17 protein-coding genes are annotated in these 15,334 nt (G+C 69.2%); 11 read left to right on the top strand and 6 right to left on the bottom strand.

Features of this window, described 5'->3' with window-relative positions:
* The first annotated feature begins 377 nt into the window (after window positions 1–377).
* Window positions 378–2,291 carry an LCP family glycopolymer transferase gene (locus J2853_RS06050; protein ID WP_307568615.1) on the top strand — a complete coding sequence of 638 codons (1,914 nt, stop codon included), beginning with the start codon at window positions 378–380 and terminating at the stop codon, window positions 2,289–2,291.
* A gap of 149 nt (window positions 2,292–2,440) precedes the next feature.
* Here J2853_RS06050 and J2853_RS06045 read toward each other — a convergent pair whose 3' ends face one another.
* A complete protein-coding gene (locus J2853_RS06045; RefSeq protein WP_307555808.1) occupies window positions 2,441–4,489 on the bottom strand; it encodes a spermine/spermidine synthase domain-containing protein in 2,049 nt (682 codons plus the stop codon).
* A 173-nt stretch (window positions 4,490–4,662) separates the two neighbouring features.
* Between J2853_RS06045 and J2853_RS06040 the strand changes: the two genes are divergently transcribed.
* Both J2853_RS06040 and J2853_RS06035 read left to right on the top strand, forming a co-directional pair.
* The gene (locus tag J2853_RS06040) at window positions 4,663–6,045 is read left to right on the top strand and encodes a S8 family peptidase (protein ID WP_307555806.1); all 1,383 of its coding nucleotides are present in this window, start codon (window positions 4,663–4,665) and stop codon (window positions 6,043–6,045) included.
* A gap of 5 nt (window positions 6,046–6,050) precedes the next feature.
* A complete protein-coding gene (locus J2853_RS06035; protein ID WP_307555804.1) occupies window positions 6,051–6,293 on the top strand; it encodes a hypothetical protein in 243 nt (80 codons plus the stop codon).
* Window positions 6,294–6,473: 180 nt separating this feature from the next.
* Here the strand turns inward: J2853_RS06035 and J2853_RS06030 are convergent, their stop codons facing one another.
* Together J2853_RS06030 and J2853_RS06025 are read right to left on the bottom strand one after the other, a co-directional pair.
* Window positions 6,474–7,217 carry an ABC transporter permease gene (locus J2853_RS06030; RefSeq protein WP_307555802.1) on the bottom strand — a complete coding sequence of 248 codons (744 nt, stop codon included), beginning with the start codon at window positions 7,215–7,217 and terminating at the stop codon, window positions 6,474–6,476.
* 91 nt (window positions 7,218–7,308) lie between these two features.
* A complete protein-coding gene (locus J2853_RS06025; RefSeq protein WP_307555800.1) occupies window positions 7,309–8,067 on the bottom strand; it encodes an ABC transporter ATP-binding protein in 759 nt (252 codons plus the stop codon).
* 94 nt (window positions 8,068–8,161) lie between these two features.
* Between J2853_RS06025 and J2853_RS06020 the strand changes: the two genes are divergently transcribed.
* The 3 genes from J2853_RS06020 to J2853_RS06010 all read left to right on the top strand — a co-directional run bounded on the left by J2853_RS06020 (window position 8,162) and on the right by J2853_RS06010 (window position 10,509).
* Window positions 8,162–8,827 carry a TetR/AcrR family transcriptional regulator gene (locus J2853_RS06020; RefSeq protein ID WP_307555798.1) on the top strand — a complete coding sequence of 222 codons (666 nt, stop codon included), beginning with the start codon at window positions 8,162–8,164 and terminating at the stop codon, window positions 8,825–8,827.
* 92 nt (window positions 8,828–8,919) lie between these two features.
* Window positions 8,920–9,390: a nitroreductase/quinone reductase family protein gene (locus J2853_RS06015; protein WP_307555796.1), complete on the top strand. Its 471-nt coding sequence runs from the start codon at window positions 8,920–8,922 to the stop codon at window positions 9,388–9,390.
* A 249-nt stretch (window positions 9,391–9,639) separates the two neighbouring features.
* Window positions 9,640–10,509 carry an ion transporter gene (locus J2853_RS06010; protein ID WP_307555794.1) on the top strand — a complete coding sequence of 290 codons (870 nt, stop codon included), beginning with the start codon at window positions 9,640–9,642 and terminating at the stop codon, window positions 10,507–10,509.
* 50 nt (window positions 10,510–10,559) lie between these two features.
* Here the strand turns inward: J2853_RS06010 and rpsD are convergent, their stop codons facing one another.
* Complete coding sequence (gene rpsD, locus J2853_RS06005) at window positions 10,560–11,174, bottom strand: 30S ribosomal protein S4 (protein ID WP_307555793.1); 615 nt, start codon at window positions 11,172–11,174, stop codon at window positions 10,560–10,562.
* Window positions 11,175–11,261: 87 nt separating this feature from the next.
* Here rpsD and J2853_RS06000 point away from each other — a divergent pair, with 87 nt between their 5' ends.
* On the top strand, window positions 11,262–11,999 hold the full coding sequence (locus tag J2853_RS06000; protein ID WP_307555791.1) for a DUF2470 domain-containing protein: 738 nt from the start codon (window positions 11,262–11,264) through the stop codon (window positions 11,997–11,999).
* Window positions 12,000–12,134: 135 nt separating this feature from the next.
* Here J2853_RS06000 and J2853_RS05995 read toward each other — a convergent pair whose 3' ends face one another.
* Window positions 12,135–12,713 carry a ClpP family protease gene (locus J2853_RS05995; protein ID WP_307555788.1) on the bottom strand — a complete coding sequence of 193 codons (579 nt, stop codon included), beginning with the start codon at window positions 12,711–12,713 and terminating at the stop codon, window positions 12,135–12,137.
* A gap of 344 nt (window positions 12,714–13,057) precedes the next feature.
* Here J2853_RS05995 and J2853_RS05990 point away from each other — a divergent pair, with 344 nt between their 5' ends.
* The gene (locus J2853_RS05990; protein WP_307555787.1) at window positions 13,058–13,636 is read left to right on the top strand and encodes a copper chaperone PCu(A)C; all 579 of its coding nucleotides are present in this window, start codon (window positions 13,058–13,060) and stop codon (window positions 13,634–13,636) included.
* A 291-nt stretch (window positions 13,637–13,927) separates the two neighbouring features.
* Window positions 13,928–14,122 (top strand): CsbD family protein, encoded by a 195-nt coding sequence (locus tag J2853_RS05985; protein ID WP_307555785.1) that lies wholly within the window; start codon window positions 13,928–13,930, stop codon window positions 14,120–14,122.
* Between the two features lie 53 nt (window positions 14,123–14,175).
* On the opposite strand, the gene J2853_RS05980 is transcribed toward J2853_RS05985, so the two are convergent.
* Window positions 14,176–14,442, bottom strand: a complete 267-nt coding sequence (locus J2853_RS05980; RefSeq protein ID WP_307555783.1) for a hypothetical protein — start codon at window positions 14,440–14,442, stop codon at window positions 14,176–14,178.
* 105 nt (window positions 14,443–14,547) lie between these two features.
* On the opposite strand from J2853_RS05980, the gene J2853_RS05975 reads away from it, so the two are divergent.
* Window positions 14,548–14,913 carry a hypothetical protein gene (locus tag J2853_RS05975; RefSeq protein WP_307555781.1) on the top strand — a complete coding sequence of 122 codons (366 nt, stop codon included), beginning with the start codon at window positions 14,548–14,550 and terminating at the stop codon, window positions 14,911–14,913.
* A 3-nt stretch (window positions 14,914–14,916) separates the two neighbouring features.
* Complete coding sequence (locus J2853_RS05970) at window positions 14,917–15,306, top strand: hypothetical protein (protein ID WP_307555779.1); 390 nt, start codon at window positions 14,917–14,919, stop codon at window positions 15,304–15,306.
* Window positions 15,307–15,334 lie beyond the last annotated feature (28 nt).

The following is a 15,334-nucleotide window of genomic DNA, read 5'->3' as shown; positions in this document are numbered from 1 at the left end:
CTCGGATGATTTCGGAATGTAACCGAATGCAGCGACATCCGTGACGTATGAGAAATCAGTATGCTTACGCCCCAAATTCGACAAACGCCCGAGCCTTCACGGCCATATCGGATGTTTGGGGCGATGGGGAGACAGCGTGGCGGACGGCGGGTCATATCTCCCGCCGCCGCCTCCGGGGCGCCTCCACCCGCACCAGCGGCCCTCACCCAGACCAACCCGGCGACGCCGTAGTGTAAGGGACCATTAACCACAAATTGGTCATCCGTCTGCCATGTCCGTGTATGAGGGCTAGAATCCTGACAATTCCGTGGAATTAGGGAACTTTGGCCGTTTCGCCAGGTGGACCGGGATAAGACGTAGTAGGAAGCGGTGTGACGATGCGCCTTGGGCAAGACTCGGGGGATCTCGCCAGTGAGGGTGGGAAACGGCGCTCCCGGCGGCGCAGCGCGGCCCCCGGCCCAGGTCCCGACGGCACGGACGGATCATCCGACGTGCAGGGACCGTCGGGGACGCGGGGCCCGGCCGACGCGCAGGGATCGCCGGGAGCGCGGGGCCCGGCCGACACGCAGGACCCGCCGGGGGCACGGGGCCCGGCCGACACGCAGGACCCGCATCACGCGGAGGCCGTACCGGAGGGGCACCGCCCCCCTGACGGGCGGGGCCGGCCTGCCGCCCAGGACCGGCAGGACGCTCCGGGCAGACGACCCGAGCAGGCGGAACAGGACGGGCAGGACGCCCGTCACGCGCAGGGCGCGCCGGACACGCGGCCCGAGCAGACGCGGGAGGCCGAAACCCGGCCCTCCGTTCCCGCCCCCCCGGGACGGATGCGGTTCGCCAAGCCGCTGACGCCCCTCTCGCTCGTCGGCTGGACCGCTCTATCCATAATCCTTCCGGGCTCGGCCCACCTGCGCGCGGGGCGTCGCCGTACCGGCTTCATCCTGCTCGGGATCTTCGGCGCGCTGCTGCTGACCGCGCTGATCGGGGGGTTCGTCCTGAGCGGCGACGCCGGTCTGGTCGCCCAGGACGGCACGCTCCTCGCCGGGACGATCCTGGCCATCGTCGGCGCGTTCTGCTGGTTCCTGCTGGTGCTCTGGTCCTACGTCTCCCTGCGCCCCAACCGCCTGAGCGGCAGGGGCCAGATCGTGTCGGGCATCGTGGTGGGCGTGCTCTGCGTGGCGGTGACGGCGCCGTTCGCGCTGACCGCGAGCACCGTGCTGACCGTCAAGGACGCGGCCAACGCCATCTTCCAGAGCTCCACGGACAACCCCGCGGTGGCCCCGGTCAAGCACGAGGATCCGTGGAACGGCCGCACCCGGGTGAACTTCCTGCTCGTCGGCGGCGATGGCGCGGGCAACAGGGAGGGCGTGCGGACCGACAGCATGAACGTGGCCAGTGTGGACACCAAAACCGGCAACACGGTCCTGTTCAGTCTCCCCCGCAACCTGCAGCACGTCCGCTTCCCTCCCAACACCCCGCTCGGCAAGCAGTTTCCCAACGGCTACATGCGCGAGCTGCCCAACGGCGGCCTGCTCAACGAGATCTGGCAGTACGGCGAGGAGCATCCCGACATCGTTCCGGGCAAGACCGGGGAGCGAGGCCCCAGAGCCCTCATGGACGCCATCGGCTTCACGCTCAACCTCAAGATCGACTATTACGCTTTGATCAACATGTTCGGCTTCGCCCACCTGGTGGACGCCATCGGCGGGCTGAAGATCAGGGTGGACAACGACGTGAAGTGGGGCGGCCACTACGGCACCGCGGGCACCATCAAGGCCGGCTACCGGACGCTGTCGGGTGAGGAGGCGCTCTGGTACGGCCGCTCCCGCGTCGAGAGCGACGACTTCTCCCGGATGAACCGCCAGCGCTGTGTCATCGGCGCCTTCGCCCAGCAGGCCACCCCCCAGGTCGTGCTCACCAACTTCACCAAGATCGCGGGTGTGGCCAAGCAGATGGCCAAGACCGACATTCCCCGCGAGCTGCTGCCGCACCTCGTCGAACTCGGCCTCAAGGTCAAGGACGCCAAGATCACCAGCCTTCAGTTCGTGCCGCCGGACTTCTGGCCCGGCGCCGCCGACTGGCAGAAGATCCGCACCGCGACCGCCAGGGCACTGCGCCCGCCCGCGCGCCGTCCCCAGGCCGCCCGGGTGACACCCTCCCCCGGCACGAGCGGCACGACGCCCACCCTCACCCCCAAGCCCACCAGGACCGTGGCGGCGCTGCCGAGCCAGACCCCCACCCAGAACGGCAGCAAGGCCGGCGCCCAGGCCCTCAGCGATCTCTGCGGGTTCTGACCCGTCCCGGGTCTTCCACCCCGGACACCGGCTCCCGCCCGAAAGACCCGTGGCCCGCACCCCTTTGAAAGGGGTGCGGGCCACGGGTCTTTCTCGTCACGGGCGCCGGGCCGCCGTACGGCGAGGCCCTCGGCGACGGGCGCCCGCTCTCAGGCGATCCGGGCGTTCCTGGGCAGCAGGGCGAAGGCCATGAGGTAGATCAGGCCCGCCACGATCAGCAGGGCCTGGTAGCCGACGATGAGCGCCAGATACTCCAGGCAGCCGCCGACCATGGCACCCAGCAGGTTCGCGCCGAAGGCGAGCGTGCCGTTCTCGGAGTCGGCGAAACGCTTGGCGAACACCACGTTGGCCGCGAAGATCGGCAGGAACGCCACGACCACGGCGACCACCGCGCGCACCGGCAGCGGCAGGCCCAGCAACCAGGAGTTGGGCACCAGCCAGGCCAGTACCAGGCCGCCGAGGAGCACGCCGTACATCACGGGCAGCGATGGGACCCGGAAGCGGCGCGTCACCTCAACCGCGGCGAGCACGGCGACCAGCACCCCGCCGAACACGACCGCGTTCACCACCCAGGTGGTGCCGAACAGCAGCGCGAACCCGGTCACGTTCTTGGTCTCCAGCAGCAGGAACGCCACGCCGAGCAGGAAGAGGTCGGCGTAGGGGCGCATGCGCCGGTACGGGCCGGCGACCGCACGGACCGCGAGCATGCTCACGATCAGGATCAGGCCGAGGGTGATGATGTAGATCTGCGGGATCGTCCGGTCCTTCAGGTAGAGGAAGGGCCGGTCGTCACCGGTCGGCGGCGGGGTCTGCGCGGTCGCTCCCGCCCACTCCGTGGCGCACCTCTGCGTCGCGGCACTGAGCCCGGAGGTGATCACGGCCTGCTGTCCTGCCTCGCTGACGACGTCCACGCACGGCTTGTGCCCGAAGGCCGCCTGCATGGTGGAGCCGAGCCGGTCCACCAGCCAGTTCTCGCGGTAGTAGTTGTACATCGAGAAGACGCCGTCGGGCTTGAGGTGATTCCTGGCCGCCTCCATCGCCTGCTGGGTGAACAGGTAGCTCTCCAGCCGCAGCGAGCTCGCCCCGGAGACCAGCGTGAGCGAGTCGGGCAGCGCGAAGAGGATCAGGTCGTATCTCTTGTCGGAGTTGCGTTCGAGGAAGGCGCGGCCGTCGGTGACGTGGGTGGTGACACGCGGGTCGTTGTAGGGCCTGTCCGGATGGTAGGTGCGGCCGAGTTCGAGCAGCTTGGGATCGATCTCCACGGCGTCCACCCGCTTGGCGCCCTTGGACAGCGCGATCGACACGTCGGTGCCGCTGCCCGCGCCCACGATCAGCACGTCGTCCAGCTTGCCCGAGGTCGACCGCTCGTACGGCAGGCCGTACTGTCCCTCCCACTCCAGCTTGCTCTTGGCCGGGGTGGCCTGCTGGTGCGGGATGCCGTTCACGCTGATGTCCATCAGCGGCACGCCGTTCCACTGGGCGTGCGAATAGGTCACCTTGTAGTAGGGCGACCACAGTGCCCCCGCGGTCAGCGTCTCCACGCCGAGCGCCCCGACGATGACCAGCGACGGCATCGCCAGCGCCACCCGCGCCCAGACCGTGCGGGGCCACAGCAGCACCGCGTAGGCGATCGCGACGATGGCCCCCCACACCACGGGGGGCGCGCTGAGGAACGACAGCGCGGTGAACAGCCCGATGCCGGTGAGGCTGCCGATCAGGTCGTAGCGGTAGGCCTCCAGCCGCCCCAGCTCGGGGAAGCAGCGCCCGACCAGCTCCGCGGGGCCCATCAGCACGATCGCCGCCGCCGTGAAGATCACAGGCAGGATCAGCCAGGCCGGTGGCCCGGTGGTGCTCAGGCTCGTCCAGTACAGGACGCCCTCGGTCTGCCGGTCCACGGTGACGGGGAAGAGCAGGATGATCGGCACCAGGATGGCCAGCACGATCGGCGAGTAGTACGGCTGCCGCGTGGTGCGCCCCACGCGAAGGAAACCCAGTCCGATCCCGAGAAAGGAACCGAGCAGAACGAAGTTCGTGAAATAGCTCAGGTGCACGATGTTCGATCCGGTCCACCGGATCAGCGCCAGTTCCAGGAAAAGCATGAAGGCGCTGGCCACGACCAGTCGCGGCCGGGTGCTCAGCCAAGGTGCGTGCCGGACATCGGGATGTGGGGTTGGCGTCGTCTCCGCCGCTGCGGTCATGCCATCCAACGCTAGTGATCGCCAACCCCTCAGGGAAGGAAATCCGCGTCTGCGGTTTGTCGTGCTTAAGGGGCATGAGCACCAATAGGGCGTGATACGGACGGCTGGACATGATCGAGGCGGATGAAGGAACGTAGGGGAACTCGGTTCCCCTCGAATCCCGGTGGTGCGTCATGCGTGTCCTGATTCAGCTCCGCCCCTCTTCGGACGTCGTCACGGCCGTGGCCGATCCCTCCGTGACCATGACCACGGCCGACGTCTCCGGCGCCCTGTCCGGCGCCCTGCCCGGCGTCGTCCTGGACGCCTCCTTCACCCCGGTCGCCGTGCCCCGCCCCCTGCCGGGCGCCGGAGGCGACCCCCTCTCCCTGAACCAGCCGCTGACGTTCTCCTTCGCCGGCGACCAGGCCACGGTCCTGGTCCGCGGGGAGATCTCCGACGACGAGCTGTCCAACCGGCTCACCCTCCTTCCCACCCACCGCCCCGAGGTGGTGGGGGTGTTCGCCGATCCGGTGATCGAGCCGATCCTCACCTGCGGCGGTGACGACCCGGTGGGCGACTGGCACGACGTGGAGCGGCTGCTGCGCGTCGCCGAGCTCGCGGGCGAGGGCATGGACGGGTCCGGCGTGGCGCTCGCGGTGCTGGACACCGGTATCAACACCGCGCACGTCGCCCGGCACCTCGGCCGGGATGTGATCCTGGACGCGGGCCGCAGCTGGGTCCCCGGCGGCGTGAACGGCGAGCCGGGCGAGTTCGAGGTGGACCACGGCACGATGTGCGCGTTCGACACGCTCATCGCCGCCCCCCGGGCGACGCTGATCGACGTCCCCGTGCTGCTGTCCACGCGGCCGGGCGGATCGGCCCTGGACGGACTGCTGTCGGACGCGGTGGCGGCCTTCGCCCACCTGCGCACCGTCCTGGAGGACCAGCCCTTGGAATCGCGCTCCCTGGTGATCAGCAACAGCTGGGGCTCCTTCTCCCCGCACTGGGACTTCCCCGTCGGCCATACCGGCAACTACTCCGACAACCTGGCCCACCCGTTCAACCTGATCGTGGCCAGTCTGGACCAGGCGGGCGCCGACGTGCTGTTCGCCGCCGGGAACTGCGGACGCGACTGCAAGGACGGCCGTTGCGCCTATCCCAACCGCCCGATCACGGGCGCCAACTCCCACCCGAACGCCCTGTCCGTCGGCGGTGTGGACACGCGCGACACGCGGGTCGGCTACTCCTCGCAGGGCCCCGGCCGCCTCGACGCCCGCAAGCCGGACATCTGCTCCTACACCCATTTCTCCGGGTCCAAGGCCTTCGGCGACGACCAGCCCGACTCGGGCACCTCCGCCGCCTGCCCGGTCGCCGCCGGCCTGGTCGCCGCCATCCGCACCCGGTGGCCGGCCTCCCGCCTGTCCCCCGCCCAGCTGCGCACCCTGCTCCGCCGTACCGCCCGAGACCGCAGCACCGTCGGGTTCGACCACGACTACGGCTACGGGATCGCCGACTCCCGGGAAATGATCGCCGCGTTGCGGCGCGCGGCCGATACCGAGGCCGAGCGCGTAGCGTGAGGGGCATGCTTCTTGTCACCGTACGGCTCCCGCCCGGGGCGACGCTCGCGCAGGCCACGCGTCACCTGGAGCTGTCGGAGAACGAGGTCGACACCGGCTACGGCCTGGTGCTCATCGACCGCATCGACCCCGATCAGAACCTGTACGGCTTGCGCGTGAGCGAGGCCGCCGCCCGCCGCGTCGACCCCGCGGCGGGCGGCGGGCCCTACTCCGACCCCAGGATCGAGCCGTACGGCCCGCCGAGCTGAGGGCGCCACCCGGGTTCGCCGGACGACGGCCCGGAGCGGATCCGTGACGAGGCGGACCGTTCTTTCCGGCGGCCGCGTCGTCCGGCGAACCGCGGACCGGCGTTCCTCAGGCGTTCCCTCAGGCGTTCCCTCAGGCGTTCCCTCAGGCGTTCGCTCGGGCAGTCCTTCAGGCGTTCTCCCTCAGGCGTTCTCCCGGCTGAAGACCCTGGTTCCCACGGCGACGCACACCCCCGAGAGGACCAGGGTCACGGCGACCCCCACGGCCACGGCCGGGGTCGCGTAGCGTCCGCCGAACAGCTCGCGGATGGCTTCGAGGACGTAGCGGAAGGGGGTCGCCCGCGACAGCGCGTCCAGCCAGCCGGGAGCCATGGACATCGGCAGGAACGCCCCCGACAACAGGAGCAGCGGGACGATCGCGGTGCTCATGACCGGTGCGAACAGCTCGGGGTTCATGGTGAGCGCGATCGCGTTGGACAGCGCGGCCAGACTGACCCCGAGCAGCGTCATGAGGACGAGCCCGGCCAGCACTCCGGGGAACCAGGCGCGCATGCCGAAGGCGTAGCCCACGACGATCAGCATGACCGACTGGATCAGCAGGGTGAGGGAGTTGCTCAGCACGCGGCCGAGCAGCAGGGAGACCCGGTGCGCCGGAGTGACCCGTAGCCGCTCCAGCACGCCGGACCGGGCGTCGAAGACGATGCCGAACCCGGCCAGGCCCGCGCTGAGCAGGCTCACCTGGATCAGCAGCCCGGGGATCAGCGTCTCCCAGGTGCCGATCGTGGCGAACAGCGGGCCGAACAGGACCAGGTAGAGCATGGGCTGGAGCACGCCGAAGATGATTCCGGCCTTCTGCCGCAGGGAGATCTCGGTGTTGTGCCGGAAGACGAGCCAGGTGTCACGGACGATGTCCATCGGGTCGTTCACCACTTTCTCACCGCAGGGGTGACTCGTATCTCGCGGGCCGTTCCACCCACGACGTCGAACTCGCTCAGGTTCGGCGGGTCGCCGCCGCGCCTCACTCGCCTGCCGTCCCGCCGGCCACCGGGGACTCGCCGCCGGCCGGGTCGTCCCTCAGGGAGCGGCCGGTGATGGACAGGAAGACGTCGTCGAGCGTGCCGGTCCCGCCCTTGAGCTCCTGCGGGGTGCCCTCGGCGACGATCACTCCGTGGTCGATGATGAACAGGCGGTCGGCGAGCGCGTCCGCCTCGTCGAGATAGTGGGTGGTCAGGAAGACCGTGAGGCCGTGCTCCCGGCGCAGGCTCCTGATGTGGTCCCAGAGGCCGGCCCGGCTCTGCGGGTCCAGTCCGGTGGTGGGCTCGTCGAGGAAGAGCAGGGACGGCCCGTGGATCAGGCCGAAGGCGAGGTCGAAGCGGCGGCGCTGACCGCCGGAGAGCGCACCGCCGAGCCGGGTCTCCAGACCGCCGAGACCGAGCCGCTCGACCATCTCGCCGACCCGTTCGCGCGCCTGCGCCCGGCGCATGCCGTACAGCATGGCGTGGAGTTCGAGCTCCTCCCCCACCGAGGTCGCCGGGTTGGTCCCTCCGCTCTGGGACACGTAGCCGATGCGCCGCCGCACGCCCCGCGGGTCGGCGAGCAGGTCGTGCCCGGCGACCGTGGCGGCGCCTCCCGTGGGACGGAGCAGGGTGGTCAGCATGCGCATGGTGGTCGTCTTTCCCGCGCCGTTCGGGCCGAGGAATCCCACGATCTCTCCGGCCTCCGCGGCCAGGTCCACCCCTCGGACTGCCTCGACGCCGCCGGAGAAGGTCTTGCTCAAACCTGATGTCCTGATCACTTGATCGCCTCCATTTTTAAAGTAGCACCAATTTTGGTGTTACTCCAAAATTTACTCGACCCTATAGAATGACCTCATGAGTGAGGGCCTGCGCGAGCGCAAGAAGCGGGAGACCAGGGCACGCATCTCCGACATCGCAACGGGGCTGTTCATGATGCGAGGCTTCGACAACGTGACGGTGGCCGAGGTCGCCAGGGCCGCCGACGTGTCGGTCAACACGGTCTTCAACTACTTCCGGACCAAGGAGGACCTGCTCTTCGACCGGCAGGAGGAGGTGGAGGACCTGCTCGGCAAGGTCGTGCGAGAACGGAAGTCCGGGGAGAGCGCGATCGAGGCCCTGCGCCGCGACTTCCTGGACGCGCTCGACACCGGCCACCACCGGTACGGCCTCCACGAGGGAAGCGACGCCTTCACCCGCATGCTCAACGCCAGCCCGTCGCTCAACGCCCGGCTCCGGGAAATGGGCGAGGCCCGGGAGCGGTCCCTGGCCGGGACACTCTCCGACGAGACCGACACCGATCCCGACGACCTCGCACCCGCGTTCGCCGCCGCCCAGATCTGCGCGGTGCTGCGCGCGCTGATGGCCTACGCCGTCCAGCGCATGCTCGCGGGCGAGACCGTCGACGCCATCGCCCCGGACCTGAGACGACGGGCCGATCAGGCCTTCGACCTGCTGGAGTCGGGCCTCGGCGATTACTGCACCCGCCGGGAGGCGGACCCGAAGGCTCCCGCGGTCAAGTGATTGACCCGGTGATCGTTTCACTTTACGGTGAGGGCGAAAGCCGGATCGGGACCGCACGGGATTGCGAGATCACTGTGGGCCGTCGTCTCACCATGATGATCAGGTCACTCGTCCAGCGACTGGCGGCGACCGACGCCTTCGTCAGGATCGGCCCGAAGATCGTGCCCCGGATGGACCTGGCCGCGCACCGCCTGACCCGGGGCAGGCTCGTGCCGAGCGCCCAGGTGATCCCCACCCTCGTTCTCACCACGACCGGCAGCAGGAGCGGCCGGCCCCGCGCCACGCCGCTCGTCTGCCTCCCCGAAGACGGCGGCGACTTCCTGGTCGTCGGCTCCAACCTCGGTCTCGCGCGCCATCCCGACTGGAGCGGCAACCTGCTCAAGACCCCGGCGGCCACGGTGAGCTTCCACGGCCGGGAGTTCCCCGTCACCGCACACCTGCTGGCCGGGCAGGAGCGGGCCGAAGCCTGGGCGCGCCTGCTCCGGATATGGCCGCTCTACGACCACTACACCGAGAAGTCCGGCCGCGACCCGCGCGTCTTCCGCCTCTCGCCCCTGCCCTGACCGCGCGAACGTCCCGCTCATCACCCACCCGGGCCCGTCACGAGCGAGAGGCGGAAGACGCCGGTCATCCCCGGCGTGATTCGTCACGGGTGCGAGGTTCACGCACGCGCCTCACCGCCGCGCCCTCCTCCGAACGCCTCGCGGCCTTCCGTCCACGTCACCCTGCGGACACCCGAAATCCGGACCTCTGCCGACCCATTATGATCTTTGCTGAACTCGGCCCTCCGACCCCCGGGAGTCTTCGTGCCGGTGCGCGAACGTGTTCGTGCCGCCCTCGAGACCTCACGCTTCCAGCGATTCATCATCACTGTCATCGTGATCAACTCGGCGACCCTGGGCCTGGAGACCTCCGCGACCGCCGTCGAGCACTACGGCACGGCGCTTACGATCATCGATCACCTGGCGCTCTACATCTTCGTGGCCGAGCTGTGCGTCAAGATCTACGCCTACGGCTGGCGGTTCTTCCGGAATCCGTGGAGCCTGTTCGACACCGCGATCGTGACGATCTCCCTGCTGCCCATGGCGGGAGGACTCTCGGTGCTGCGGGCGCTGCGCATCCTGCGCGCGCTACGGCTGATCTCGGTGGTGCCGAGCCTGCGCAAGGTGGTCACCGCGCTGCTCCTCGCGGTGCCGGGAATGACCTCGATCGTGCTGCTGCTCGGGCTGGTGCTCTACGTCACGGCGGTGATGGGCACGAAGCTCTACCACCTCACCGCACCGGAGTATTTCGGGGACCTGCCCACCTCGCTGTTCACCCTTTTCCAGATGATGACCGGGGACGCGTGGTCCGACATCACCCGGAAGGTGATGGACCAGCACCCGTCCGCCTGGGTGTTCTTCGTGCTGTTCATGCTGGTGTGCACCTTCGTGGTGCTGAACCTCTTCATCGCGGTAGTGGTCAGCGCCATGGAGGAGGAGCACGCGGAGGAGTCCGTCAAGGCGACCCAGGAGCTCGGAACGACGGTGCTCGCCGAGCTGACGGCGCTCAGGGCGGAGATACGGGAGCTGAGGGAGAAGGTCGCGGTGACCTCCGGCGCCGGCGATCCGCGCCTGAACGGCTCACCGCCCCCGGCGGCCGGGCCCAGACGCGAGCGGACCCGGCAGAAGCGGTCCCGCTGAGCGGAGCGGGCCCGCCGCCCATCCGGGCGGCGGGCCCGCTCTCTCGTCGGTCAGCGGGAGTAGAACTCCACCACGAGCTGCTCGTCCACCGGGACCACGATCTGCTCGCGCAGCGGGCGGCTGACCACGGTGAACCGGAGGTCGGCGTGGTTGACGTCCAGGTAGGACGCGATCCTGTCGTCGGCGTAGGTGCCCTCCGCCGCGGCGACGAACGGCTGCATCCCGCGTGACTTCTGCCGGACCGCGATGACCTGGCCGGGCTTGACCAGGTAGCTGGGGATGTCGACCTTGCGGCCGTCCACGGTGATGTGACCGTGCGTGACGAACTGGCGGGCCGCGTAGATGGACGTGGCGAGGCCGGACCGCAGGACGAGCGAGGCGAGACGCGTCTCCAGCAGCACCACCAGCTCGGCTCCCGAACGGCCGGTGCTGCGCAGCGCCATGTCCCAGTAGCGGCGCATCTGCCGCTCGGAGACGTCGTAGTACCAGCGCAGTTTCTGCTTCTCCATCAACCGCAACCCGTAGTCGCCGGTCTGCCTGCGGTTGGTCTTGCGCCCGTGCTCGCCCGGTGGGTAGGGCCGCTCCTCGAAATAGCGGACGGCCTTGCGAGTCAGCGGGACGCCCGCCCGGCGGGACAGCCGCACCTTGGGTCCGGTGTAGCGCACGGTCACTCCTTTGTGGTTAGGTCTACCTTAGTGAGGCAAGCCTAACCTTACACATAGGAACTCCCCGCACTCAAGGAGAGCCGGTCCATGCAGCACCCCGTCACCGCTCCGCCGGTCCCCGAGCGGATCCGCACACTCGCCGCCACCGCCGCCCCCACGCACGTGTCCCTCGTCGGTACGGCCCGGCCCGCGATGCCCGCCAGGGGTGGCGTGGACGGCGCGGGCCGCCCGGTGCTCCTGGTCATGCCGGAGGACCCGCTCTACGACATCCAGCACGAGTCCGTGGTGACCGTGGACCTGACCGCGAGCCGTTCCCTCGGGGATCACGAGCTCTCGCGTGGTCTGCTCAAGGTGCAGGGCTGGCTGCAGCCCGTACCCGCGGACCAGGCGAGGGAGTCGACGGTGGCGATCGCCGAGCGCTGCCCCGACGAGGCGTTGTTCGACGCCCTGGAGACCCTGGAGACCGCCGACGGCCCCCGGCTGCTCCGCGTCGACGTCGGCCGGGTGATCTATCTCACGGGACCGGAGTCAGGCGTCCTGGACGCCGAGGAGTATCTCGACGCGACCCCCGACCCCCTGATGGACGACGCCGAGCGCATGCTCCATCACGTCAACAACGCCCACCGCGGTCAGCTGGAGACCGCCCTGGGCTCCCTGCTCTCCGCCCCGATCACCGAGGCGTGGCTCTGGGAGCTCGACCGCTTCGGCGCGACCGTCCGCTCCGGCATCGACGACCCGACCCTGATCAGGCTCCCCTGGCCCGCCCCGATCACCGACGCCCGGTCTCTTGAGCACGCCGTACGCTGCCTGCTCTGCCATCACTGAGGGAACCCGTCCCCAGCCGGCTTCCGGCTTCCGGCTTCCGGCTGCCGGCTTCCGGGACGAGGAAATCCCGCGTCCGGTTGCGGCATTCGCCGGAACCGGACGCGGGATTCTCCCGAAAACCGGAAAACGAGAAAACTAATTGTGCGACGCCACCGCGTTGGTGTTCTGAATGACCTCGTCGACGAATCCGTAGTCTTTCGCCTCGGTGGCCGTGAACCAGCGGTCGCGATCCCAGTCTTCCTCGATCCGCTCCAGCGGCTGGCCGGTGTGGAAGGCGATCCGCTCACGCATCATCTGCTTGGTGTAGAGCATCTGCTCGGCCTGGATGGCGATGTCGCTGGCCGTGCCGCCGAGGCCACCCGAGGGCTGGTGCATGATGACCCTGGCGTGCGGCAGGACGTATCGCTTGCCGGGCGCACCGGCGCAGAGCAGGAACTGCCCCATCGAACCCGCGATGCCCATACCCACGGTGGCGACGTCATTGGGGATGAACTGCATCACGTCGTAGATCGCCATCCCGGCCGTCACCGAGCCGCCGGGCGAGTTGATGTAGAGCCAGACGTCGCGCGCGTCGTCGTCCGCGGAGAGGAGCAGGAGCTCCGCGCAGATCCGGTTGGCGACCTCGTCGTTCACCTCGCTGCCGAGCACGACGATCCGCTTGCGCAGGAGCCGCTGGTAAAGCTGATCCTCAGGAACGAACTGTGGAGTGGTCATCTTTTCGCCTACCCCGAATCAAAAGTTTACGAATAGCGAATACCAGCGACACTAGCCCCGGCAGGCACTCCGGTTTCGGCCCGTTCGCTGTCAGCGCGTTCCGCTGAAAGCGCAGTGCCGGTAAATTTATTTCGCGTCCGGGACACGGCCCGGCTCCGGGGGAAACCCAGCGCCGCCGTGTGTGATCATTGCCGCACCATGCCCGTGACCTCGCCCTTTCGTCTCACCCGAGCCCCGGCCTTCGCCCCGGGACGCCTCGGGACGAGCGTGACTCCGCCGGCGTTCCCACCCGCCCGCCGAGCACGACTCCGAGCGCGGCGCCGTACATCAGGAAAGGCCTATTCATGATCGTCCGACGTGTTCTTTCCGCCGGGCTCCTGGCGGCACTCACCACCGCGTCGGTGAACGCCTGCGGCGCCCAGCAGGATCCTCGATCCACCCGGCCTCCCGCCCAGCAGCCCACCGAGTCCACCCAGCAGGCCGACGCACCCACGGCCGGGAGCCCCGCCGCGGGCGTCCCCGCGCTGGCGATCACCGATCCGTGGGTGAAGGCCACCAAGCGCGGGATGACCGCCGCCTTCGGCACCCTGGTCAACAACACCGACGCCGACGTGACCGTCGTCTCCGGCACCTCTCCCCTCTCGCCGGAGATCGAGCTGCACGAGATCGTCGGCTCCGGCGACAAGACGGTCATGCGTCCCACGAAGGGCGGCTTCGTCGTCCCCGCCCACGGCACCCGTCGGCTCCAGCCCGGCGGCGACCACATCATGCTGATGGGCGTCACCGAAGCGGTGAAGCCCGGCGCCCTGATCCCCTTCACCCTCACCCTCGCCGGCGGCCGGACCCTGGAGTTCACCGCGGTCGGCAAGGACTTCGCCGGCGCCAGGGAGGACTACCGGCCCGGTGAGAACAAGAGTCACTAGGACCTGGGCGACGGCCGCCGGCAAGGCGTGGCGGCTGCGGCCGGTCACGGGTCATCCGGGGTCGGGACGGAATTGCGATCACTTTGGACGCGGAGTTCCGGGCGCCGGGCGAACGCGGCCCGCGATCGCTGCCGCCGGCGTTGACTTCGCCTGCCCGCCCGCGCGTACTCCCAGGTCATCGGATGGTATAGGCGCCCGCCGCCCGCGCGGGAGGCAGGTTTACCCCTCCCCTCGACGGACAGGAAGTACCACTGCACGACACGGACTTCATATTCGGGGAGGAACCACATCATGGGCGCTGACGACAAGGTCCGCAACAAGGCCCAGGAGGCCAAGGGCAAGGTCAAGGAAGGCGTTGGGCGCGCCACCGACGACAGGTCGATGGAGGCCGAGGGCAGGACCGACCAGCTCAAGGGCGGCCTCAAGCAGGCCGGCGAGAAGGTCAAGGACAGCGCGAAGAAGGTCAAGAAAGCCGTTAAGGATTGATTGAGCCGGACCTGCGGCGGGGCCCCGAAGTTCGGGGCCCCGCCGCAGTCGTCTCAGGAGGCGGGTCCGACCTCGGGTTCGGGCGTGCGCTTCCCCGACGTCTCGTCGCCGTCCCCGACCTCCCCGTCCCCGGCCTTGGATCGGCGCTCGTTGTCGGGGTCCGCCAGGAGCGGCCGTTCGGGGAAGGAGGTGTCGGCTCCGGACCGCTCCGCCACGACCCGGCTCTCTCCGTCGGCGCCTCGCGGAGCCGGGGGTAACGGATCCTCCTCCGGAAGATCGTGTTCGACCGCTTCCTCTCCTGCTTCACGCTCATCGATCATGCCGATCCTCTCCCCGCCACAAGGGTAAATATGTCGCCAACCAGGCATGGATTCGAGCGATCGGGTAGGGAGGCCCCCGGAGAGAAGCGAGAGGGGACCGAGATCATGACAGTGACACGCTTCCAGGATCTCCCCCTGACGGATCGGGGCAGGGCCTGGGACGGGCAGGCGGAGGAGAAGCGCGTCCGCAGGTGGGCGGACGCCGAGAAGGAGCCGAACGCCAGGTACCGCGAGGCCCACCTCTGGTACGACGACGACGCGCCCGGGAACTTCGAGAGCTACAAGCTGCCGATCGCCGACGTGATCGGAGGAGAGCTCACGGTCGTACCGCGTGCCGTGATGGCCGCCGGAGCGGTCATGCGGGGGTCTCGGGGCGGGGTCGACGTGCCGAAGGGGGACATCGAGCGGATCAAGTCCCACCTGGCCAGGTACTACACCAAGATGGGCGACTCGCCGCCCTGGGAGGACTGAACCGTGCCCCGGTTCGCGTTCGACATCGATCCGGTGTGGCGGACACCCCTCGGAGTGCTCGGCGTGCGTCCCGACAGCGCCTTCGTGATCGCCGAGAAGGGCGAGTTCGTGGTCCGGTTCGGCCCCTGGCTGCTGCGCACGCCGTTGTCCAACGTCCTCGACGCCACACTGACCGGCCCTTACTCGCCGTGGAAGGTCTTCGGGCCACGCATGTCGCTGACCGATCGCGGGGTGAGTTTCGGGACCAACGCCAGGCGCGGCGTGTGCGTCCGTTTCCGTACTCCGGTGTCCGCGCTGGCGCCCGGCGGGTTCCTCACCCATCCCGGTGCAACCCTGACCGTCTCCGATCCCGAAGGACTGATGAGGGCATTGACGGAACCGCGGAACGCATGACGGCACAGCATCCGGGTACCGGATGCTG

The organism is Streptosporangium lutulentum, assembly GCF_030811455.1.
In the GTDB taxonomy this organism is placed as follows: domain Bacteria; phylum Actinomycetota; class Actinomycetes; order Streptosporangiales; family Streptosporangiaceae; genus Streptosporangium; species Streptosporangium lutulentum.
This window is presented reverse-complemented; position numbering and strand designations above follow the sequence as displayed.

Coding starts and splice junctions, on each gene's coding strand:
- J2853_RS05975 (WP_307555781.1), top strand. CDS start 14,548: ATGACAGTGACACGCTTCCAGGATCTCCCCCTGACGGATCGGGGCAGG.
- J2853_RS05985 (WP_307555785.1), top strand. CDS start 13,928: ATGGGCGCTGACGACAAGGTCCGCAACAAGGCCCAGGAGGCCAAGGGC.
- J2853_RS06050 (WP_307568615.1), top strand. CDS start 378: ATGCGCCTTGGGCAAGACTCGGGGGATCTCGCCAGTGAGGGTGGGAAA.
- J2853_RS06000 (WP_307555791.1), top strand. CDS start 11,262: ATGCAGCACCCCGTCACCGCTCCGCCGGTCCCCGAGCGGATCCGCACA.
- J2853_RS05980 (WP_307555783.1), bottom strand. CDS start 14,442: ATGATCGATGAGCGTGAAGCAGGAGAGGAAGCGGTCGAACACGATCTT.
- J2853_RS05990 (WP_307555787.1), top strand. CDS start 13,058: ATGATCGTCCGACGTGTTCTTTCCGCCGGGCTCCTGGCGGCACTCACC.
- J2853_RS06015 (WP_307555796.1), top strand. CDS start 8,920: ATGATGATCAGGTCACTCGTCCAGCGACTGGCGGCGACCGACGCCTTC.
- J2853_RS05995 (WP_307555788.1), bottom strand. CDS start 12,713: ATGACCACTCCACAGTTCGTTCCTGAGGATCAGCTTTACCAGCGGCTC.
- J2853_RS06035 (WP_307555804.1), top strand. CDS start 6,051: ATGCTTCTTGTCACCGTACGGCTCCCGCCCGGGGCGACGCTCGCGCAG.
- J2853_RS06040 (WP_307555806.1), top strand. CDS start 4,663: ATGCGTGTCCTGATTCAGCTCCGCCCCTCTTCGGACGTCGTCACGGCC.
- J2853_RS06045 (WP_307555808.1), bottom strand. CDS start 4,489: ATGACCGCAGCGGCGGAGACGACGCCAACCCCACATCCCGATGTCCGG.
- J2853_RS06020 (WP_307555798.1), top strand. CDS start 8,162: ATGAGTGAGGGCCTGCGCGAGCGCAAGAAGCGGGAGACCAGGGCACGC.